This window comes from Galbibacter sp. BG1, assembly GCF_013391805.1.
GTDB lineage: Bacteria > Bacteroidota > Bacteroidia > Flavobacteriales > Flavobacteriaceae > Galbibacter.
The window spans coordinates 1,896,120-1,917,109 of record NZ_CP058364.1 but is presented as its reverse complement, the minus strand read 5'-3'; the positions used below and the strand labels follow the sequence as shown (position 1 = coordinate 1,917,109).

At 36.8% G+C, this 20,990-nt stretch carries 21 protein-coding genes; 13 read left to right on the top strand and 8 right to left on the bottom strand.

All coding sequences use genetic code 11. The features are described 5' to 3' along the window. Positions 1-74 precede the first annotated feature (74 nt). Entirely contained in the window at positions 75-1,304 is a 1,230-nt protein-coding gene (gene clpX / locus HX109_RS08490; RefSeq protein ID WP_178951089.1) for an ATP-dependent Clp protease ATP-binding subunit ClpX, read from the top strand. A 40-nt stretch (positions 1,305-1,344) separates the two neighbouring features. Here clpX and HX109_RS08485 read toward each other — a convergent pair whose 3' ends face one another. Beyond that, positions 1,345-2,679 (bottom strand): NAD(P)/FAD-dependent oxidoreductase, encoded by a 1,335-nt coding sequence (locus tag HX109_RS08485; protein ID WP_178951087.1) that lies wholly within the window; start codon positions 2,677-2,679, stop codon positions 1,345-1,347. A gap of 148 nt (positions 2,680-2,827) precedes the next feature. Here HX109_RS08485 and HX109_RS08480 point away from each other — a divergent pair, with 148 nt between their 5' ends. Then, positions 2,828-3,322: an RNA polymerase sigma factor gene (locus tag HX109_RS08480; protein ID WP_178951085.1), complete on the top strand. Its 495-nt coding sequence runs from the start codon at positions 2,828-2,830 to the stop codon at positions 3,320-3,322. Further along, positions 3,322-3,939, top strand: a complete 618-nt coding sequence (locus HX109_RS08475; protein WP_178951083.1) for a hypothetical protein — start codon at positions 3,322-3,324, stop codon at positions 3,937-3,939. The genes HX109_RS08480 and HX109_RS08475 overlap by 1 nt, the downstream gene beginning before the upstream one ends. A gap of 506 nt (positions 3,940-4,445) precedes the next feature. Here HX109_RS08475 and HX109_RS08470 read toward each other — a convergent pair. The 3 genes from HX109_RS08470 to HX109_RS08460 all read right to left on the bottom strand — a co-directional run bounded on the left by HX109_RS08470 (position 4,446) and on the right by HX109_RS08460 (position 8,829). Then, entirely contained in the window at positions 4,446-7,226 is a 2,781-nt protein-coding gene (locus tag HX109_RS08470) for a prolyl oligopeptidase family serine peptidase (RefSeq protein WP_178951081.1), read from the bottom strand. A gap of 101 nt (positions 7,227-7,327) precedes the next feature. Further along, positions 7,328-8,131 (bottom strand): lysophospholipid acyltransferase family protein, encoded by an 804-nt coding sequence (locus HX109_RS08465; protein ID WP_178951080.1) that lies wholly within the window; start codon positions 8,129-8,131, stop codon positions 7,328-7,330. Between the two features lie 56 nt (positions 8,132-8,187). Continuing rightward, positions 8,188-8,829: an NUDIX hydrolase gene (locus HX109_RS08460; protein WP_178951078.1), complete on the bottom strand. Its 642-nt coding sequence runs from the start codon at positions 8,827-8,829 to the stop codon at positions 8,188-8,190. Between the two features lie 59 nt (positions 8,830-8,888). Here HX109_RS08460 and HX109_RS08455 point away from each other — a divergent pair, with 59 nt between their 5' ends. Continuing rightward, a complete protein-coding gene (locus HX109_RS08455; RefSeq protein ID WP_178951076.1) occupies positions 8,889-9,617 on the top strand; it encodes a peptidylprolyl isomerase in 729 nt (242 codons plus the stop codon). Here the strand turns inward: HX109_RS08455 and HX109_RS08450 are convergent, their stop codons facing one another. Further along, positions 9,618-10,232 (bottom strand): trimeric intracellular cation channel family protein, encoded by a 615-nt coding sequence (locus HX109_RS08450; protein WP_178951074.1) that lies wholly within the window; start codon positions 10,230-10,232, stop codon positions 9,618-9,620. It lies immediately after the preceding gene. Beyond that, positions 10,232-10,975, bottom strand: a complete 744-nt coding sequence (locus HX109_RS08445; RefSeq protein ID WP_178951072.1) for an RDD family protein — start codon at positions 10,973-10,975, stop codon at positions 10,232-10,234. Before HX109_RS08445 ends, HX109_RS08450 begins: the two co-directional genes overlap by 1 nt. Positions 10,976-11,005: 30 nt before the next feature. Between HX109_RS08445 and HX109_RS08440 the strand changes: the two genes are divergently transcribed. The 8 genes from HX109_RS08440 (at position 11,006) to HX109_RS08405 (ending at position 18,817) form a co-directional block, all read left to right on the top strand. Next, positions 11,006-11,983, top strand: a complete 978-nt coding sequence (locus HX109_RS08440) for a stage II sporulation protein M (protein ID WP_178951070.1) — start codon at positions 11,006-11,008, stop codon at positions 11,981-11,983. Next, entirely contained in the window at positions 11,970-12,911 is a 942-nt protein-coding gene (locus HX109_RS08435) for a hypothetical protein (RefSeq protein WP_178951068.1), read from the top strand. The genes HX109_RS08440 and HX109_RS08435 overlap by 14 nt, the downstream gene beginning before the upstream one ends. Positions 12,912-12,916: 5 nt before the next feature. After that, entirely contained in the window at positions 12,917-13,660 is a 744-nt protein-coding gene (locus tag HX109_RS08430; protein WP_178951066.1) for a DUF4129 domain-containing protein, read from the top strand. Continuing rightward, entirely contained in the window at positions 13,657-14,853 is a 1,197-nt protein-coding gene (locus HX109_RS08425) for a DUF4350 domain-containing protein (RefSeq protein WP_178951064.1), read from the top strand. The genes HX109_RS08430 and HX109_RS08425 overlap by 4 nt, the downstream gene beginning before the upstream one ends. Before the next feature lies 1 nt (position 14,854). Next, positions 14,855-15,883 (top strand): AAA family ATPase, encoded by a 1,029-nt coding sequence (locus HX109_RS08420; RefSeq protein ID WP_178951063.1) that lies wholly within the window; start codon positions 14,855-14,857, stop codon positions 15,881-15,883. Between the two features lie 25 nt (positions 15,884-15,908). After that, a complete protein-coding gene (locus HX109_RS08415; protein WP_178951061.1) occupies positions 15,909-17,240 on the top strand; it encodes a DUF58 domain-containing protein in 1,332 nt (443 codons plus the stop codon). Positions 17,241-17,354: 114 nt separating this feature from the next. After that, the gene (locus tag HX109_RS08410; RefSeq protein ID WP_178951059.1) at positions 17,355-17,786 is read left to right on the top strand and encodes a DUF2141 domain-containing protein; all 432 of its coding nucleotides are present in this window, start codon (positions 17,355-17,357) and stop codon (positions 17,784-17,786) included. Between the two features lie 89 nt (positions 17,787-17,875). Further along, complete coding sequence (locus tag HX109_RS08405) at positions 17,876-18,817, top strand: LysR family transcriptional regulator (RefSeq protein WP_178951058.1); 942 nt, start codon at positions 17,876-17,878, stop codon at positions 18,815-18,817. A 33-nt stretch (positions 18,818-18,850) separates the two neighbouring features. Here the strand turns inward: HX109_RS08405 and HX109_RS08400 are convergent, their stop codons facing one another. Both HX109_RS08400 and HX109_RS08395 read right to left on the bottom strand, forming a co-directional pair. Next, complete coding sequence (locus HX109_RS08400) at positions 18,851-19,045, bottom strand: hypothetical protein (RefSeq protein ID WP_178951056.1); 195 nt, start codon at positions 19,043-19,045, stop codon at positions 18,851-18,853. A 97-nt stretch (positions 19,046-19,142) separates the two neighbouring features. Further along, entirely contained in the window at positions 19,143-19,514 is a 372-nt protein-coding gene (locus HX109_RS08395) for a DUF805 domain-containing protein (protein ID WP_178951054.1), read from the bottom strand. A 156-nt stretch (positions 19,515-19,670) separates the two neighbouring features. Here HX109_RS08395 and HX109_RS08390 point away from each other — a divergent pair, with 156 nt between their 5' ends. Then, the gene (locus tag HX109_RS08390) at positions 19,671-20,933 is read left to right on the top strand and encodes a D-alanyl-D-alanine carboxypeptidase/D-alanyl-D-alanine-endopeptidase (protein ID WP_178951052.1); all 1,263 of its coding nucleotides are present in this window, start codon (positions 19,671-19,673) and stop codon (positions 20,931-20,933) included. Positions 20,934-20,990: the final 57 nt, after the last annotated feature.

The following is a 20,990-nucleotide window of genomic DNA, read 5'->3' as shown; positions in this document are numbered from 1 at the left end:
CAGGGTTTAATTAAAGATTGAATCACATATTTAAATTGAAAGCGACTATTATACGTTTTCACAACAAAAAAAAGATGGCGAAAGAAGATTTAGAATGTTCATTCTGTGGTCGGAAAAAACCGGAAACTAACTTGCTTATAGCAGGATTGGATGCACATATATGCGACCGTTGTATTGAGCAAGCACATGGAATTGTATTAGAGGAATCGCAGCAAACCAAAAACACAGAATTATCATCTGAACTGGTGCTTAAAAAACCGGCAGAGATAAAAGAATACTTAGATCAATTTATCATTGGTCAAGATGTTACAAAAAAAGTGATGTCGGTAGCGGTTTACAATCATTATAAAAGATTGTTGCAACCCGCTTCCAAAGAAGATATCGAAATACAAAAGAGTAACATTATAATGGTGGGGCAAACCGGTACCGGTAAAACCCTTATGGCAAAAACCATTGCCAAGATGCTAAACGTTCCCCTTGCCATAGTAGATGCCACGGTATTAACAGAAGCAGGATATGTTGGGGAAGATGTGGAAAGTATTTTAACCAGACTTTTACAAGCAGCTGATTATAACTTGGAAAAAGCAGAGCGCGGAATTGTTTTTATAGATGAAATCGATAAAATAGCCCGTAAAAGCGACAATCCATCCATTACCAGGGATGTTTCTGGGGAAGGGGTACAGCAGGCCTTACTGAAGCTTTTGGAAGGAACCACGGTTAATGTACCACCAAAGGGAGGAAGAAAGCATCCTGACCAGAAATTTATAGAAGTAAATACCGAAAACATTTTATTTGTTGCCGGTGGAGCTTTTGACGGAATTGATAGACATATTTCCAAAAGATTGAACATGCAGGCCGTTGGGTACAGCGTAGCCAAAAAAGACATGATCGATCGTGAAAATCTTCTGCAATACATTATTCCGAAGGATTTAAAAGAATTTGGTTTAATTCCAGAGATTATCGGTCGTTTGCCAGTGCTTACGCATATGGATCCATTGGATGCGAAAACTTTAAGATCCATTCTAACTGAACCCAAAAATGCCATCATTAAACAGTACACTAAATTGTTTGAAATGGATGATATTTCTTTTGAAATCACCAATGATGCGCTAGACCATATCGTAGAAAAAGCAATTGAATATGAATTGGGTGCAAGAGGACTTAGGTCGTTGTGCGAAACGGTTCTTACCGATGCGATGTTCGATTTACCAAGTTCTAAAGAGGATAAATTGGTAGTGGACAAAGAATACGTAGAAGACAAATTGACCAAAGTTACTGTGAATAAACTTAAGGCAGTTTCTTAATATTTTGTCTTGAATAAATTAAAATATCAGAAGCGGGAATTTAAATATTCTCGCTTTTTTTATTGCCTATCTTTGCAGATTCTATGGGGATTACTTTTGCTTTTGGCTTTTTATAAGGCCTAATAATCAACCGTGCTTCACGATCAAAACGCACGTAGTTGTAGACCCAATTAATAAAAACCACCATTCGGTTTCTAAAGCCTATCAAGAAAAACAAGTGTACAAACATCCAGACAAACCAAGCAAATACCCCTTGAAATTTAAACCTCGGCAAATCGACCACAGCTTTATTTCTTCCAATGGTAGCCATGGTACCTTTATCTTTATATTCAAATGGTGTTAACGGTTCCTTCTCAAAAATGCGAAGTAAATTATCCCCCAAATGTGCGCCCTGTTGTATAGCTACTTGTGCAACCATAGGGTGTCCATGAAGTAAACCTTTTGTAACCATACATGCTACATCGCCAATAGCAAAAATATTTTCAAAGCCTTTAACTTGATTGAATTCGTTTACGGCAACCCTATCACTAAACGTTAAAAAATCTTTACCATTTAAGCCGTCGATGGTTTCTCCTTTAACGCCTGCCGCCCAAATAAGGGTCGCTGTTCTAAAACTTAGATCGGTAGTGGTAGTCACCAAATCGCCATCGTAACCAACAACCCTGGTGTTTTTCCAAACATTAACCCCTAAGTTCTCTAAAAAATCTTCTGCCTTTTCAGAGGCTTTAGCACTCATTCCTTTTAAAACGGCATCTCCAGACTGTACAATATTTATCTGCGCCCTTCGGGTATCCAGGTCTGGATAGTCTTTCGGCAAAATCCCCTTTTTAATTTCCGCTAAAGCACCTGCCAATTCTACCCCAGTTGGCCCTGCTCCCACAATTACAAAGTTCATTAAGGCATCCCGTTCATCCAGACTATCTGTGAGTAAAGCCTGTTCAAAATTTTCTAAGATTAAGCTACGCAGGTTCAAAGCTTCAGGAACCGTTTTCATAATCATACTGTTCGCTTCAATCTCTTTATTTCCGAAGAAATTTGTTCTTGAACCAGTCGCCAATACGAGATAATCGTATTTAAGCTCCCCAATATTGGTCTTTAAAACTTCCTTTTCAGCATCCACCGCTTCCACATGCGCCAAACGGAAATAGAAATTAGGATATTTAGAAAGGATTTTCCGGATAGGATAGGCAATGGAATCGGGCTCCAAACCTCCCGTAGAAACTTGGTACAGCAAAGGTTGAAATGTATGGTAATTGTGTTTATCGAGTAAAACTACCTGAACTTCTTGTTTGGCCAATTTTTTTGCCAAAGCAATACCTCCAAATCCTCCACCAATTATAACTACTCTCGGGTCGCTCGTTCGTGGGATGTTCATAAAAAATTTGTCTTTTCTCAAATTTAAAGTTATTCCATGACAATATTAAAATTTAAAAGTTTTTTTAAGGTTCCAAATAATGTTTTAAAAATTATTGTAACAAACTGTTACCTTTAGCTACTTATAAAAGAAGAAAGCAAACTGTTTAGTGACAAAAGAACTGGAACATAACTTTGTTAAAGAGCTTGAAGAAAATCAGAATATCGTGCATAAAATATGCAAAATATATACTGACAACCAGCATGCGCACAACGATTTGTTTCAGGAAATCACCATACAACTTTGGAAAGCCTACCCGAAATTTCGGGGCGATGCCAAGTTTAGCACCTGGATGTATCGTATTTCCCTAAACACGGCTATTACCCTTTACAGAAAGTCGAAGCGGCAAATACGAACTCAAGATTTTGATAGTGTGCTCTACAAAGTCAAAGCAACGGCTTACGACGACACGGAAGAGCAGCAACTTCGATTAATGTATGATGCCATAAAACAATTGAACGACATTGAAAAAGCGCTCGTTTTTCTCTATTTGGAGGATAAAAATTATAAGGAAATTGCTGAGACCATTGGTATTTCTGAAGTAAATGCAAGAGTGAAGATGAACCGGATTAAAACGAAACTAAAAAACATACTGAACCCCTAATGGACGAGTTAGATATATTAAAAAAGGACTGGCAAAAAAAGGAAAAAGAGCTTCCTAAGTTATCTTATGAAGATATCTATGCCATGCTGTGGAAGAAATCTTCTTCTTCAATCAAATGGATTTTCTACATTAGCTTACTTGAGTTGAGTTTTGGTGTATTGCTAAGCATATTTTATCATCCCTCCTTTGAAAAAGACTTAGAACTGCCCCCAACCCTAAATTATCTGACGTACGCCTCCATTCTGGTAATTATATATTTTATTTACCGATTTTACAAAAATTACAAAAGGGTTTCTACCACCGCATCTGTAAAAGGTTTGCTGGAAAGCATTATTAAAGCCCGCAGAACGGTTAGGCATTACATTGTTTTTAACCTTACGTTCGCAGGCATCATTGCCATTATTTCTATTATTTACCTGTTTGTACAACAAAACGGAGGCTGGGAGAAATTTGTTTCAGGTGCAGAGACGAAAGATTATCTAGTCATTTTTGTTGTTTCTATAATCGCAACCGCCATCATTATTGGCTTCTTCTTGGGCATCTATTATTTGCTTTACGGAATATTGATGAGACGCTTAAAAAGAAACTACCGAGAGTTGAAGAAAATAGAGTTGTAAAAGATAAAACTTACAATTTTCATTGAATTTGATGATGTGATGTCTACTTACAGTCGACATGACTCCAGAGTCACTTCGAGCGTAGATTTCAATGCCGACCGACAGCGTCTGTAGAGAAGACTCATACTCCTTGGCATCAGTGTTATGTGATATCTCTCCCGAGGCTTCGGGATCGACATGACCTTGGGTTTTTAAAAATCATTTTTCAGCCAGGAAAAAGTAATCTTTAGTCATCATAAAGTATATTTCAGTTGAAAGAAAGTAAGTTTGGACTCACAAAAAACAAGCTTCAGTTGGAAGAAAGTTACATGAAGTAATCAAAATACAACCTTCAGTAACAAGAAAGTAAACCTCAGTTTCTAAAAAGCAATTCTCAGTTAGGAGAAAGTAAACTTCAGTAAGCAAAAAGTAAAGTTACGTTCATAAAAAGTAACACTAGGGCTAAAAAAAGAGGTCGGACTTAAAAAAGTTCGACCCCTGTAAATATACTTTTGCAAGATAGTGCCTTAATAGCCTTTATTAAATTCTTTTTCCACGGCGGGTCTTCCTTTTTTCATCCATTCTGGGGCTGGTTTGTCTTTCAGGTAATGGTTGAAAAACTGCATCATACGTATGGATAGATCTTTTCGGTTTCCCCAACTATCCCCTTTTAAATTATGGGGTTCGTCGTTATAGGAAAGCATCCACACTGGCTTATCCAATCTGCGGAGCGCTACAAAAAACTCAATCCCTTGATACCAAGGAACTGCTCCGTCGTTATCATTGTGCATCATTAGGAGGGGCGTGGTAATCTCGGGAGCTTTAAATAATGGGGAATTCTCCACATATAAATCAAACTCATCCCAAAGGGTACCACCAATCCTACTCTGTGTATGCTCATATTGAAACATCCTGCTCATTCCACTTCCCCATCGAATTCCGCCATAAGCGCTCGTCATATTACTTACTGGAGCGCCTGCCATGGCAGCAGCAAACTTATTGGTTTTTGTAATTATGTATGCCGTTTGGTAACCTCCCCAACTTTGTCCCTGTAATGCCAAACGGTCACTATCTATAAAACTATATTTCGCCTCCATGGCTTCAATACCGCTTACAATACAATTATAGGCGCTTTCTCCAGGATATCCTTTTTTGTAAACAATATCTGGCACAAAAACGATATAGTCGTTACTGGGATAAAAAACCTTGTTAATAGTAGACCTACTGGGGGTAGGGTCGTAAAATCGGTGATAGGTATCCGAGAGTCTTTCATAAAAATAAGAAACCAAAGGATATTTTTTGTTTGGATCCAAGTCTTCTGGAACATATAAAAGTCCTTGCAATTTAACCCCATCTTCATTTGTCCAGCTTTCCAGCGAAACTTTTCCCCACTTATAATTTTGTAGCTGTTTATTCCCATCGGTTACTTTAACCGGATTTTTAAAAGAAAGATCGCTTTTCCAAAAATCTGGATACAAATTGTAGTTCTCTTTGGTAAACACGGTGGTTTCCGAATTTTTGGCTTTTTGCGGATACCCAAATCTTAAATCTTCAAAAACTATATTCTTTGGAGCTCTTTTGTTCAGTAGATTGGCATAAGCATAACCAGACTTTTTGTTTTCTTCATTAAAAACCGACACCAATGCTTTCTTCGGAAGGATAAAATCTTCCTCTTTATCCAACTGTAAGTATCTATAAATTGTTTTATTGGTTCTACCTTCCGCAGTTACATTCTCCGGTTTTTTGTTTCCGGATGGATCTATTTTCCAAATATCATATCGGTCGTAAATAAAAATAGCATCGTCGTTGGCAGCCCATCCAGCTACTCCATAAGGTCGGGGATCATTGGGTGTGTCGTTCAATTCATCGTAAAACGCAATTTCCAAAGAAGCCGTTAGCGGAATTTCCTTTTTGCTCTCTATATCAATAGAATAATACACACTATCCTTGCGGTTATAATAAACAGCGTATTTTTGGGCAGGCCCTAACCAAAGCCTATTCTGGCCTTCAACAAGCTTCGTTTTGCCACCTGTTTCTGTATCTACCAAATAGTAATCGTCTAGAAATAAGGCAGACCAAGAGGAAGCTCTTTTGTAACTTTCGTTTGCACTCCCAACCGCATATTTTGCTTTTCCTTCATCGTAAATCCGTAAGTCGGGCACCAAGGTATCCCCCAATTGTATTGCTTCCTCTTTTTCAAAGTCGTACACAGCGATATAGGTTTTATTCTTGTCTTCCTTCACATTTAACTTTTGCATCGGCTGCAGCTCCTTATCCGTCCATGACCATATATCAAGTCTTGCCCGTTCCACATTTAAAAGAGTATCTTTTTTATGGTCGATCGCTGCTTTGGTGGTGCCGAAGTAGAGGCGCTTTCCATCCTCAGAAAAATAAATTTGTTGATTTTCCGAGGGCAACCATTCTTCCGGTAACCCTTTTATCTGTTTTTCGTTCAACACCGTTACACCGTTATTGCCCTCTTTAAAAAGTTTATAATTTTTCACATCCCCTGTATCTTGAGATCTTAGAAAAGCCAAACGCTTTCCCTCTTCATCCAAAACAGCTTTTTTAATCACTCCTTCTGAAGTAAAAACGGTATCTACCGCTTTCGTATCTGTATCTAACCTAAAAAGGAAAGAATTGGTTTTGATGGAATCCTTTTCTTCGGAAGTTATTAAAAGTTTATTGGCACGTTTTGCCCACGTATAATCGGAAGGGTTTTCAAAAGAAAGGCTATCAAGGGTAAGTGGATTATAAACTACAAGAAGAGTATCGTTTTTTGCGTTTTTTTTATCCTTTTGTTGTAACGTATCTTTTTCAACTATGGAAAGGGAATCTTCCTTTTTAGCTACCACGGTTTTATAGGCAAGCCAGTTTCCTCCTTCTTCCGGTAATTTAAATCCGCTAACATCGGGATACTTTATGGTTGTTGAATTGTTTAGCACAAAAATCCCAAGAGAGTCTTTTGTTTGCTTTGCTTTCTTAGCCTTTTTGGTCTCTTCCTTTCTGCGTGTTTCTATGGGAGCCTTTATTTTAAAAGCTACAAAATTACTGTTTCCATTGATTTTGGCAGCATATCCCCTTGGTATCGAATCTGTCTTTCCATTGTTTAGATTGGTTATTACCAAAGTACCATCGCCCATGCCCGGGTTGTATTCGTACACCAAAAAATGACCGTTTTCTGAAAGTTGTTCGTTTTCAATCTGTTTCCAAGTATCAAAATCGGCAACCGTAATTGGCTTTTTTTGAGCTGATAATGAAATTGTAAAAAGGGTGCAAAAGATTAAAAGGAAGTAAATGCGTACCATTAAAGTTTATTATTTAAGTGTTTTTCTAATAGCGAAGGCTCAAGATACTTAAATAAAACTCAATTATCAATACTATGGGTGGCGGCACGCCAAATCGCACATCAATATTGCCACTGGCGTTTTTTATTGAGATCTTCCATCTCCTCGATAGCATTTTCGGGAATTACTTTTAAAAAGGATGGATGTTGCTCTATGGCATATTCAATCTTTTCTACAATTTCTGCGATAGATTCGTTGTCGTAATCAATATCCAATGGTTCTTTTATGACCATGGATTGTAGAATCCCTTTTTTCTTCACCCGAAGCCCCTTTCTATCGAAAGATCTTCTAAAACCGTCGATTACCACTGGAATGACAATAGGTTTGTATTGTTTAATGATGTGTGCCGTACCCTTTCTAATGGGTTTCCACGGCCGTGTGGTACCTTGCGGAAATGTTATTACCCAACCGTCGTCCAACGCTTTTTTTATATTGGAAATATCACTAAATTTTACTTGTCGGCTTACATCTTTCCCATCTGCCCTCCAAGTCCTTTCGATACTTATAGAACCAGCATAGGCCATAATTTTAGGTAACAACCCAGACTTCATGGTTTCTTTAGCAGCCACGTAATAAATATTCAACTTGGGCTGCCAAAGGTAACTCACATCTTTAAGGGAATCGTCCCGACCGCTAAGACTTGCGTTAAATACATGAAACATCGCCACCACATCAGCAAAATAGGTTTGATGATTGGAAATAAAAAGCACATTGGTATCTGGAAGGCTTCGTATAATTTCAGATCCATCGATCTGTAACTCGTTAAAACCTCGATACCTTCTATGCGTAAGCAACCCGGCGATGCGGATAAGCCACTTTTTAATAAATAATATATGTCCGAAAGGATTTTCCTTGAATAATCCCATTACTTTTTGTTAAATTTCTAATCAATACAAGTATGCAAAAATACAAAATTCAATGCTTAGATAAGTGCTTTAAACATTTCTTTAACCTCGCTTAACATCATGGCAGTAGCTCCCCAAACCGTATAATCGTTTAGTTTAAAGGCAGGTACATCGATATTTTTAGCATAGGAAGTGGATAAATTTTCTTCGAATATTGAAGTATCATCAATAAATTCACTAAATAACACCTCTATAATAGCTTCCACCTCATCTTCTTGCATGGTAAAGCTAAGTGGCTCTTTGCTTACACCTATAAAAGGCTGAACTAAAAAATTGCTCGGCGGGATATAAATTTCAGACATCTGTTTAATCAACTCAATCTTTTTCGGGGATACCCCTACTTCTTCCCAAGTCTCCCGCAAGGCTGTTTCTGCGATATCCCCATCAGACAATTCTACCTTCCCACCTGGAAACCCAACCTGGTTGGAGTGTACCCCATTATAGGTTTTACGTAGAATAAGCAATAAACGGGTCTGTAATTTGTCATCAGGGTAAAACAAGCTTACCACTCCTGCCCTCTTCGGTTGCTTTTCTTCCAAATTAATAGATGCCAATTCCTTATTTCTTAACAGAGGGGCCATTTTATAATGTGATTCTTGCCCGGGTAGCGGCATATTTTTTATTTTTGGAACCAGATCGTAAAATTCAGCAAAATTCATCTAATTTAATTTTTTACGGTTTACAACATACTAAATTGAATTAAATACACTCGTTTTATATGCACTATTATACCGTTAGAATTGTTACAATAATAGGATTATTTATTTTATCAAGCTGTGGAAATACTTCTAAAAAAGACGACAATGCTTCCGTAGAAAAAACAAAAGATACGGCAGCCGTAGATTCCGCTAAAATTAAAGAAGAACAACGTAAAAAGAAAGAAAAAGAACGGTTTGTTTTAACAGAAGAAAACGCAATTCCCTTTTTTTTCGAATACCAAAAAGACCACAAAGAACATGTGGTTAAAATAAATACGTCTTTAGGGAGTTTTACGGTTGATTTATATAATGAAACCCCCTACCATCGCGCTAATTTCATCTACCTGGCAAAGAAGAATTATTTTGACAACACCTATTTTCATAGAGTCGTGAAAGATTTTATAATACAAGGAGGAAACACCGACATGACGGCTACTGCCAAAAAAAGGGATAGCATTGGTTTCTATTTACTGCCTCCAGATACTGATAAAGGGTTAAGGCACGACCGTGGTGTAATGTCCATGCCCAGTAGCGACGATGTTACCAATCCGCATAAATTGGCTTCTCCCTATGAATTTTTTATTGTAACAGCTAAGCATGGGGCACATCATCTCAATGGAAAATACACTGCTTTTGGCCGAGTAATCTCTGGAATGAATGTGGTTGATAAAATAAACAACGTTCCCACAGGTAGCGACGAATGGCCCCTAAAAAATGTGATCATTAAATCTGTAGAGATTGTAGAGTAGCTATTCTTTATCCCGGTAAACCGAAGGTAATTTTAGGTTGTATTTTACCGCCAACAAACGTATGGTGATAACAACGACTATTGGAAAGGCAAACACCACATTACTCTTAATGTCGAAAAGCTCCAAAACGAAATAACTAATACCGCCTAGGATACAAGCAGTAGCGTATATTTCTTTTCTTCGGAAGATAACTGGAATCTCATTGCATAAAATATCCCTAAGTACTCCACCAAAACAAGCACTCACGGTACCCAGTGCAATACACATTATCGGGTGAAGCCCAGCAGCGACACCTTTTTCCAAGCCCACCACTGTATACAGTCCGATCCCAATAGTATCGAACAACAGTAAAGATTTATTAAAGTACTTTAATTGATCTCGAAATAGCACTCCAATAACTACCGAACCCATAACGGCATACATATACGTAGTATTTATTAGCCACGTAACTGGGGAAATCCCCAAAAGCACATCCCGAATAGTTCCACCGCCCAAAGCAGTCACAAAGCCAATAATAAATATGCCAAAAGGGTCTAACCTTTTGTTCATAGCAACCATAACCCCAGAAATGGTAAAGGCTACGGTACCCAATAAATCGATGATATAATAAAACATTACATGTGCTGTGTATAGTAATTGTAATCCCTTAAAACGGTTTTTACAAAAGTATGTGAATTATCGTGAATTGAAACGATACCCGTAACTTCTTCAATTTTCTTTTTGAGCTTTAGCATCGTTTTATAATCTGATGTTTTCCTGGCCGTTTCATACGTCTCTTTTATTATTCTTGCATCGTTATCAGACAGACGGATGACGTCTGGATATGTAGGCTTATAATCTTTCCCAAGGTTTTCTAAAATAGTGTGATTGATAGTAACTTTATCTTTTAAGGTTATTACCGAAGTTCCTGCCGTGATATCCCCTAAACGCTGACTTTTATTGCTCACCACTATGGATATCAATCCTATAATGCCGCTCATTATATCGATATCGATAATCCTGAAGAACCATCGCACCAAATAATCGGAAAACGATGCCTGATAGCCATCTATTTTAATCACTTTAATTTTCACCACTCTCTTCCCTATTGTTTGCCCTTCCAAAAGGGATTCTAGCGTTAAGGTGTAAAAAAATACCGGGCTCAAAAAAAGTATAATAACAGCAGCCTGCGACCAACTATCGAGAGCGGATACTGTATCCCATAATCCGCCTACTTTAAAAATTAAATACCCAAAAGTAACGGCATAGGCTATTTTAATAAGAAAATCGATACCGTATGCCAGAATACGTTCTCCTACAGATGCGGCAGTAAACGTAATGTTTACATTTTGTGTGGTGTTAATTTGTAACTCTGACATTTTCTTACTTAATTTAGACTTTTATCCTACATGAGAGAAGTTGCGTTTATCAAGCAAAATAAAGAAAAATGGCTCAGCTTTGAAAAGGCTATTTTCAAGAATGAATTTAAAGATCCTGACGATCTCGCTTCTCAATACATCCAATTAATCAACGATTTGGCGTTTGCGCAAACTTATTATCCCAAAAGTAAAGTAATTAAATATTTAAATCAGCTCGCCGCCAAAGCTTTTCAAAAAATTTATCGAACCAAGAGGCAAGATACCAACAGAATTCTATATTTCTGGAAAACCGAAGTACCGCTCATAATTTATCAAAATAGACGTTATGTTGCTTATGCCTTCACTTTATTTTTCTGTTTTGTAAGTATCGGCATTATTTCCGCTGCCAACGACGATACTTTTATAAGGCTCATTTTAGGGGACCAATATGTAAATACAACCTTGGAAAATATTAAAAGTGGAGATCCAGTGGCCATCTACAAAAGTGGCAGCAACTGGGGTGGTTTTGTAGCCATTACCTTCAACAATCTTTATGTAGGTATCAAATCTTTTGTTTTCGGCATTTTTGGAGGTATCGGTACGGCATGGGTGCTTTTACAAAATGGAATAATGCTCGGGGCATTTCAATATATGTTTCAAAAAGAAGGTGTTTTTTGGGAAAGTGTAAGAGGTATTTGGATACATGGTGCCATGGAAATATTTGCCATTGTTATAGAAGGGGCCGCAGGGCTCTTATTGGGAGCGAGTATTCTTTTCCCAAAGACTTTTTCTAGGATGGATTCTTTTAAAAACGGAGTAAAGGAAGGGGTTAAAATTCTCATTAGCACGTTCCCGTTCACTTTGGCGGCTGGATTTTTGGAAGGCTTTGTTACCAGATACTCCAACACCATGCCCCATTTTCTATCGGTGGGAATTATTTTGGCTACCTTAAGCTTAATTTCTTATTACTATTTAATATACCCAAAACTGGTATATAAAAAACTAAACAAAACCTATGCAACTTTATAAATCCAGAACATTTGGTGCTTACTTCTCTGATACTTTTACTTTTTTGAAGGAAAACGGAAAACATTTCTACAAGAATTATTTTATTGTTAATGGTTTATTTATATTGATACTATTGGCGCTTACCTTTTTCTTTTCAAGGTATTATCTAGATTTCATTTTTGCCGATTCTTTCTCGGCAGAGTATCAAGATTCCCCCGGTGTATTTGCCAAAGGAAACGAATTTTTATTGTTAGTATTTTTTTTCATTTTCTTTGTAGTAGCTGCTTGCGTGGCCATAATAAACTACGCATATACCCCTATATATTTTAAGCTTTACGACAAAAATAGTGGCGCCTATTTTTCTAAAGATGAGATCTTCAATCAACTTAAAAGTAACCTTGGGAAAATTTTCCTGTTTTTATTGGCCGGTGTTCTCATCGCCATCCCTATTTTCTTGGTGGTATTTATCGCAGTTGCTGTTTTGGCTGTTACCATTATCGGGATTCCACTTATAATAATTCCTTTGGCGTGGCTAACCCAGTTTTACTTCATTGCTTTTATGGAATACCTTCAGAGTGAAAAGGGAATTTTCGACTGCTTTTCCTACAGCTTCACAATGTCATTTAAAAATTTCGGGGCGACAAATGGTTCTGTTGCATTGTTTTATTTAATGATCCAGGTGGTACAAGGTATTCTTACCATGATTCCTTATATTTTAGGGATTGGTGCTATTTTTGTTGGCTCTAGCGATTATACAGGTGCTGGAAATGAGGGCCTCTCCACCACTTTTACGACCATGATTGTTTTTATTTATATGCTTTCTTTTTTTTTGAACCTTTTTTTAATGACAGTGCTTCAAACCAACCAAAGTATAATCTACTACAGTTTAAAAGAGGAAACTGAAAATATACATACCAGTTCTACCATTGATGAAATAGGAAACTTTTAAAAGCGATGTTGAGATTCCTAACCCTAGTCCTGTTTTTTATATTTAGCCATAGCAATGTTACGGCTAGTGAGCCTGTTTTGGCTCAAAAAGACACCCTTCAAGTGGATAGGAATTCTGTGATAAAACAACGGAATTTAGACAAAGACGTCAAGGAAAAATATACTTCCGAAGAGTATAATTACGAAACCAATGCCAATCCCAACAACTGGTTTTCTAGACTAAAAAAATGGTTTGTGGAGCTTATTTCAGATCTTTTTAATATCGAAAACAGGATTCAAGCACAAAGAATCTCGCAGCTTATCTCCAGGGTTTTCTATTTCCTCATCGTTCTAGCGGTAATTTATTTTATTGTAAAAGCGGTTCTTAGAAAAGAAGGAAGATGGATTTTCGGTCGTTCGGCAGGAAAAAAACTACTTCATGTCCAAGATATCGAAAGTAATATTTACCAAACCGATTTTAAACAACTTATTGAAGAAGCCGTTGCCCAAAAAAATTATAGATTGGCCATTCGTTACTATTACGTTTGGTTTTTAAAAGAACTTTCAGAAAAAGGACATTTGGAATTTGATGTGGAAAAAACCAATAGTGATTATATAAACGAAATTAAGGAAAGTAGCTTAAAAAAAGACTTTTCTTACGCTTCTTACCTCTATAATTACATTTGGTATGGAGAATTCAATATAGCCCTCACAGAGTACGATCGTGCTGCTGTAAAGTTTGAACATTATATCAAAAGCGTTAAAAAATGAGCAAGACACTTAAAATATACATCACAGTGCTTGTTTTGCTATTTGTAGGCGCGGTTGTTTTTGAGGTTTCCCGCCCCCGCCCTATAGACTGGTCTCCTTCTTTCAATGAAACACACGCCAAGCCTTACGGTTTGAAAATTCTTCGGTACGAACTGGCCAATTTGTTTCCCAACGATTCGGTGATCGATATTAAATCTACCCTTTACGAGTTTTTAGATCAAAACTACAATTGGTTGGATTCTACCTACACCCATTCGGGAAGCATCCTTGTTGTCGATCCGTATCCCGATTTGGATGCAGTTACTGTTAACTACCTTTTGGAATATGTAGCGCAGGGAAATTTCGTTTTTATTGCTTCGGAAGAATTTCCGCAGCTATTAAAAGATACTCTCGCATTTGAAACCCAAAACCGATATGACCTTAAAGGGGATGCCTTATTTTCACTCGCCAACCAAAAATTTAGAAACGACACCATTAAAGCCGATAAAGGAGCCTCCAATATTTACTTTAAAAAATTACCAGATACTTCCACCACGGTTTTAGGCTTTCAAAAATTTGAAGAAAAAAAGATAAATTTTATCCGCTTAAAGCACGGGGACGGTCAATTTTACCTCCATACCCAACCTTATTTATTTACCAATTACTACTTTTTGAAGGATAACAACCAGCAATACATCGCCGATGTGCTTTCCTATATTCCCGACGGAAATCTATATTACGACGCCGCTGTTAAGTATGGAACAGCCAATATAAATTCCCCATTGAGATATATTTTTACACAACCTGCCCTACAATGGGCTTGGTTATTGGCATTGTTTTTTATTGTTACCTTCATATTATTTAATGCTAAACGCAGACAACGGGTAATGCGCATTATCAACCCGTTGCAAAACACCACGGTACAGTTTACAAAAACAGTGGCCAATTTGTATTTTGAAACCAAGGATCACGCCAATATCATCGATAAAAAAATAACGTACTTTCTTGAAAAGGTAAGAAGGGATTATTATTTGGATACCCAAAATTTAAATGAAAAATTCATCAATCAACTCGCATTAAAATCGGGAAACGAACTTGAACAAACAAAAAAACTCATTGATTTCATTATATTTCTAAGAAGCAAAACCGCTTTTTCAGAACAAGACTTAATCGACCTCAACAAACGCATTGAAAAATTCTATCAGAAGAAATAATATGGACACACCTTTAGAAAACAATCCAGAAAACACGGGAGAAGAAACCCACAAAGAAGAAATCACTTTTCAGAATAGAGTGGATTTAACGGAATTACAAAATTCGGTTCAACAAATTAAAGTAGAACTGGGCAAGGTAATTGTTGGGCAAAAGCATATGATCGATATGCTTCTCACCGCCTTACTTGCCAATGGCCATGTGCTCATTGAAGGAGTGCCGGGAATTGCCAAGACCATTACCGCTAAACTTTTGGCCAAAACCTTAACCGTAGATTTTGGAAGGATACAGTTTACGCCCGATTTAATGCCTTCGGATATTTTGGGAACTTCCATTTTCGACTTGAAAAAGTCGGAGTTCGAATTTAAAAAAGGGCCTGTTTTTACCAATATGCTACTTATTGATGAAATAAATAGGTCTCCGGCGAAAACGCAAGCAGCTTTGTTTGAGGTAATGGAAGAAAAGCAGATTACCATCGATGGAACTAAGTATATTTTGGCCCCGCCTTTTATAGTGCTCGCCACCCAAAATCCAATCGAACAGGAAGGAACTTACCGCTTGCCAGAAGCGCAATTAGACCGTTTTTTATTTAAAATAGACATTACCTATCCTTCCCTTGAAGAAGAGGTGGAAATTATTTTACGCGAACACCAATTAAAAGAAAACAAAAAAATTGATCAGGTTACACCTTTTCTTTCTAAAGAAGACATTGTAAAGTACCAAAAACTGGTCAACGAGATTATCGTAGAACCTCATCTTATAAAATACATTGCAGAAATCATCAACCAAACCCGAACCAACGAATTTTTATATATGGGTGCTTCGCCAAGGGCTTCCATCGCCATTTTAAAGTCTTCCAAAGCTTTTGCAGCCATAAACGGTCGGGATTTTGTTACCCCCGAAGATATTAAAGCGGTAGCGTTTCCGGTGATTCAACATAGAATCATCATCACCCCTGAAAGGGAAATGGAAGGTGTTACGGCGAAGCAGATAATCAACCAAATCATTCAAAATGTAGAAATACCTAGATAGCAAAACCTTAAAGGCAACCACTGGCATGAAGCTTCTCAAACGACTCTACATAGAAAACCGATTTTATTATATGGCATCTGCCATTGTTGTCCTGTTTCTGCTTAGTTTTATTGTAGAATGGCTTTTTTTTATTTCCAAACTGTCCTTATTTGTTTTTGGAGCTTTCTTTTTATTTGATATTCTCCTTCTGTTTATTGTAAAAAAAGGCTTGCTGGCCGCTCGCATTACACCCGATAAGTTTTCAAATGGAGATATTAACCAAGTAAGTATTACACTGGAAAACCGATACGATTTTTTAATTCATGCTAAGGTAATTGACGAGCTTCCGGAGCAATTTCAAATTAGGGAATTTAAAATTTCAAAACAGCTTAAACCTTCCGAAGAACTCAGTTTTACATACGATTTAAGACCTACGGAAAGAGGGGAATACCACTTTGGGAAATTAAATGTTTATGCTTCCAGTTTTATGGGGCTGGTGAGTAAAAGATATATTTTTTCTGATGAAATTATGGTCCCTACGTATCCTGCATTTCTACAATTGAAGAAATACGATTTACTGGCAATTTCCAATCAGTTGCACCAATACGGCATTAAAAAAATCCGAAGAATTGGACATACAATGGAATTTGAGCAAATTAAGGAATATGTACAGGGAGACGATTTGAGAACAATTAATTGGAAGGCGACGGCAAAGAAAAACCAATTAATGGTCAATCAATTTCAAGACGAGCGTTCCCAACCGGTGTATTCGGTAATCGACAAAGGACGGGTTATGAAAATGCCTTTTAACGAACTTAGTCTGCTCGATTATGCCATTAACGCAAGTTTGATAATAAGCAATGTTATTCTTAAAAAACAGGACAAGGCTGGAATGTTTACTTTTTCCAAAAAAGTTGAAAACACCGTTATTGCCGAACGTAGGAATAGCCAAATGCAACGTATTCTGGAAACGCTCTACAATGTGGAGACCGATTATTGGGAAAGCGACTTTGGACGTTTGTACGCCGATATTAAAAACCACATCAACCAACGGAGCCTGCTATTTTTATATACCAATTTTGAAACATTGGATGCCTTGCATAGACAATTGCCTTACTTAAAAGGAATTGCCAAAAACCATTTATTGGTGGTGATATTCTTTAAAAACACTGAATTGGATGTTCTTATAAAAAATAAAGCCAATACCGTGGAAGAGGTTTATGATAAAGTAATTGCAGAAAAGTTCGCTTTTGAAAAAAGGCTTATTGTAAACGAATTAAAGAAATATGGTATTTACTCCATTTTAACCGCTCCAGAAAACCTCACCATCGACACCATAAACAAGTATTTAGAAATAAAAGCTAGGGGACTTATTTAATTGTGCTGTTCTCATTTACAGGTCATCCACGAAATATTACAACTCGGTAAGGAATTGTGGTTTATCTTTCTTTTTTAAAGGTTCTTTGCTTCATAACCTTTAAAAAATACAATCATGAAAAACTTTTTAATTATTACCATTACATTTATCTGTACTGCTTTTAGCTATGGCCAAGAGAAAAACAAGGAAGGACAAGGGGTTTCCATTGAAGTACAAATCAACAACGTCACCAATAGCAAAGGCATGGTACTTTTGTCTTTGCACAATGAGGAAACGTTTATGAAAGGGCCAGGTATAAAAAATTTACACAGCGAAATTAAAGACGGTAAAGTTTCCATGACATTTAATAATGTAGCCCCAGGAACTTATGCCATTTTAGCACTGCATGATGAAAACAATAACGAGCGAATGGACTTTAATTCCCAAGGTATGCCTTTGGAAGATTATGGAATGTCTAACAATGACATGACTTATGGTCCGCCTCAATTTTCCAGTGCTAAGTTTGAAGTAACCGACAAAAACCAGGAACTGGAAATACGTTTTTAAGCGTCGTTATCATTTTTCTATATTAAAAGCAAAGTGTACCATAAGATTTTCCAATCGTTTTGTACCTTTGCTTTTAAATTTTTTAAAGAATGACCATTACCCAATTACAATATGTCCTTGCCGTAGCAGAATACCAAAATTTTACACATGCGGCAGAAAAAAGTTTTGTTACACAACCTACTTTAAGCATGCAAATCCAGAAACTGGAAGATGAATTGGATGTTTTAATTTTCGACCGAAGTAAAAAACCCATTCAACTTACTGCCGTAGGCGAGAAAATAGTAGAGCAAGCCCGAAATATTGTAAATGAATCGTATCGCATTCAAGATATTGTAGACCAAGAAAAAGGTTACATCGGTGGCGAATATAGATTGGGTATTATCCCAACCATAATGCCTACACTTTTACCTTTGTTTCTAAAGAATTTTGTGAAAAAATATCCAAAGGTCAATTTAAAAATTGAAGAACAAAACACAGAAAACCTTATAGAAAAGTTGGAAGAAGGCCATTTGGATGCTGCTATTGCCGCTACCCCATTGGAAAACGACCATATTATTGAAAGAGCATTGTATTATGAACCTTTTGTAGCCTATATCCCAGAAAATCATCGGTTGAACAAACTTAAGAAAGTAAGTATTTCCGATTTGGATATTGACGACATCCTTCTTTTGGAAGATGGCCATTGCTTTAGGGATGGGGTAATTAATTTATGCAAGGCAAAAAAGGTCTATAATGACGACCATTTTCAACTGGAAAGTGGAAGTTTTGAAACCATGATGAAACTTGCTGACGAAGGTTTGGGGATGACGCTCTTGCCCTATCTGCATACCATGGATATTAGGGAAAAACAAAAAAGACATCTACGTTATTTTGAAGAGCCAAGCCCGGCTCGGGAAGTGAGTTTAATATTTCACAAAAGCGAATTAAAAATGCATATTACCGAAGCACTTAAAGATACTATTTCTGCAGTGGTTCGGGGCGCTATCGCTTTTCAGAATGTAAAAATCGTGAGTCCGATTCAAAAAAAATAGCCGTTAAAAAAACGGCTATTTATATCTTTTTGATTACTTAAAATAAATTAAACTTTTGGAAAGCTCCGGTTTTCCCTGAATGTAGAGGTTAAGCCAAATTCTTAACTCATCCAATTCATACGGTAGTAGTCTTTTTGCAGCTTTTTCAAGCTCTTTGCAAAATAAAATTGGGTCGAAACTTACCTTTTGCAACACCGTTTTGGTGTACTCAAACATAGCTCTAGCCATTGTATTTAAGGTTTAATAATTGGTTGTTATAAAATTAACGCAACAGCACATATAAAATTGTTGACGTATCGTTAAAATCAAAATTTATCTGTTAAAGTTACGAAGCTTTTCCAATTTCAGAAATTTCTTCATAGCGGTTTATCTCTTTTGGGTTTTGTCCATATTCGTTTACACCAGATTGCCCTTCAGCAAATAACATCCACAAACCATAAAATGGAATGATTTGGTACCAACCACTATTGCCTAGATCGTGACATCTTTTAGCACCTTGGGCAAGGTTGAAATAAATTACGGGAATTAAAAACACCCAAAACAGTAAACTTACTCCGGTGGCATCTAAGCTAAGTGAAGCAGCAAATAAAGAGGTTAAGAAAAATACTAGGATATAACCAATTATGTAAAGAATAACACTTAAGCCATATTCGGTTCTACGGATCCTTCCTTCGAAGGAAAAAGGGGATTTAAACATTGTTATGTAAGATTTTAGGTTATTCCAAATATATGAAAACAATTAACTTACGATCATTTTTATCGATAAAATGCATGTTTTTTCAATGTTCACCTCTTATTTTTCAAGATAAAAGACATTTTTTTATTAATTTTCGATTTTTAAAATTTCAACTGAATGAAAAAACTTCTCCTTGTTTTGTTGGGAATCCTTTCTATAGGATGTGCAACACAGAAAAAAGCGGCCAAAACCGTATCTAAAAATCTGGATACCGACTTTTTTAAAAATCAATTTACCGGTTTTTTTGTTTACAATCCTAAATCTGGCGACACTCTTATAAACTACAATGGAGAGAAATATTTTACCCCGGCAAGCAATACTAAAATCTTTACGCTTTATACAGCACAGGCCCTTTTACCCGAGAATCTGCCAGTTCTGCAATACACTATAAAAGACAATAATTTATATGTAAAAGGTTTGGGGAATCCAGCTACCCTTCATTCATATTTAAAAGATAGTTCGCTGGTTAATTTTTTAAAACTTCAGCAAAACATCCATCTGGTATATAACAATTTGGAGGACAACCCTTATGGACCGGGCTGGGCTTGGGACGACTACGACACCTATTATGCACCCGAAAGAAGTCCTTTACCCATCTACGGCAATGTAGCAACCCTAGCCAACACCGATTCTTTATATTCTTCTCCAAGCTATTTTAAAGAGAAGGTTAAATTGGTTGGCAATAGACAAAGACGTTCCCAATTTAAAAATGAATTTTATCTAAATCCGTCCAGTAAAGACACCATAGAAGTTCCTTTTATTACAGATAGCACAACAATTAAAAGTATTCTGGAAACCGTATTGAACAAAGAAATAAAACTGGCCGACTCTTTTCCATCCGGCGAAAAGCGACTTATATATGGTATTAAAGCAGATTCCGTTTACAAACGAATGATGCATGTAAGCGATAATTTTATTGCAGAACAACTTTTAATATTGTCTTCTTCCATGCTTAGCGATACGCTGAGCGCTGGGAAAGCACAGAAACACATTTTGGAAAACCAACTTTCGGGAATTGCTCAAAACCCTAGATGGGTAGATGGTTCAGGATTATCGAGGTACAATTTATTCACTCCACAGTCTATGGTATTCACCTTAAATAAATTATATTCTGAAATTCCCACGGAAGAATTATTCGACATCTTTCCTGCCGGTGGTGAAACAGGTACTCTCAAGAATTATTTTAAAGGAAACCCAAAACCCTATATTCACGCTAAAACAGGAACTTTAAGTAATAATTATTGCCTTAGCGGTTACTTGGAAACCAAATCGGGGGAAATTTTAATATTTAGTTTTATGAATAATCATTATCGCGGCGGAAGCACGGAAGTAAAAAAACATATGACTCCTATTTTGGAGTGGATACGGGATTATTATTAGACTTCCTCAACCCTAAGAAATCTACTATCGATTGTAAAACAATGAAATTCTTGGTAT

Bases quoted from the DNA above. Each gene is read 5' to 3' on its own strand.
- HX109_RS08410 (WP_178951059.1), top strand. From the start codon at position 17,355: ATGAAAAACTTTTTAATTATTACCATTACATTTATCTGTACTGCTTTT.
- HX109_RS08435 (WP_178951068.1), top strand. From the start codon at position 11,970: ATGCAACTTTATAAATCCAGAACATTTGGTGCTTACTTCTCTGATACT.
- HX109_RS08450 (WP_178951074.1), bottom strand. From the start codon at position 10,232: ATGTTTTATTATATCATCGATTTATTGGGTACCGTAGCCTTTACCATT.
- HX109_RS08420 (WP_178951063.1), top strand. From the start codon at position 14,855: ATGGACACACCTTTAGAAAACAATCCAGAAAACACGGGAGAAGAAACC.
- HX109_RS08405 (WP_178951058.1), top strand. From the start codon at position 17,876: ATGACCATTACCCAATTACAATATGTCCTTGCCGTAGCAGAATACCAA.
- HX109_RS08430 (WP_178951066.1), top strand. From the start codon at position 12,917: ATGTTGAGATTCCTAACCCTAGTCCTGTTTTTTATATTTAGCCATAGC.
- HX109_RS08455 (WP_178951076.1), top strand. From the start codon at position 8,889: ATGCACTATTATACCGTTAGAATTGTTACAATAATAGGATTATTTATT.
- HX109_RS08460 (WP_178951078.1), bottom strand. From the start codon at position 8,829: ATGAATTTTGCTGAATTTTACGATCTGGTTCCAAAAATAAAAAATATG.
- HX109_RS08400 (WP_178951056.1), bottom strand. From the start codon at position 19,045: ATGGCTAGAGCTATGTTTGAGTACACCAAAACGGTGTTGCAAAAGGTA.
- HX109_RS08415 (WP_178951061.1), top strand. From the start codon at position 15,909: ATGAAGCTTCTCAAACGACTCTACATAGAAAACCGATTTTATTATATG.
- HX109_RS08440 (WP_178951070.1), top strand. From the start codon at position 11,006: ATGAGAGAAGTTGCGTTTATCAAGCAAAATAAAGAAAAATGGCTCAGC.
- HX109_RS08470 (WP_178951081.1), bottom strand. From the start codon at position 7,226: ATGGTACGCATTTACTTCCTTTTAATCTTTTGCACCCTTTTTACAATT.
- HX109_RS08475 (WP_178951083.1), top strand. From the start codon at position 3,322: ATGGACGAGTTAGATATATTAAAAAAGGACTGGCAAAAAAAGGAAAAA.
- clpX (WP_178951089.1), top strand. From the start codon at position 75: ATGGCGAAAGAAGATTTAGAATGTTCATTCTGTGGTCGGAAAAAACCG.
- HX109_RS08390 (WP_178951052.1), top strand. From the start codon at position 19,671: ATGAAAAAACTTCTCCTTGTTTTGTTGGGAATCCTTTCTATAGGATGT.
- HX109_RS08485 (WP_178951087.1), bottom strand. From the start codon at position 2,679: ATGAACATCCCACGAACGAGCGACCCGAGAGTAGTTATAATTGGTGGA.
- HX109_RS08395 (WP_178951054.1), bottom strand. From the start codon at position 19,514: ATGTTTAAATCCCCTTTTTCCTTCGAAGGAAGGATCCGTAGAACCGAA.
- HX109_RS08465 (WP_178951080.1), bottom strand. From the start codon at position 8,131: ATGGGATTATTCAAGGAAAATCCTTTCGGACATATATTATTTATTAAA.
- HX109_RS08445 (WP_178951072.1), bottom strand. From the start codon at position 10,975: ATGTCAGAGTTACAAATTAACACCACACAAAATGTAAACATTACGTTT.
- HX109_RS08425 (WP_178951064.1), top strand. From the start codon at position 13,657: ATGAGCAAGACACTTAAAATATACATCACAGTGCTTGTTTTGCTATTT.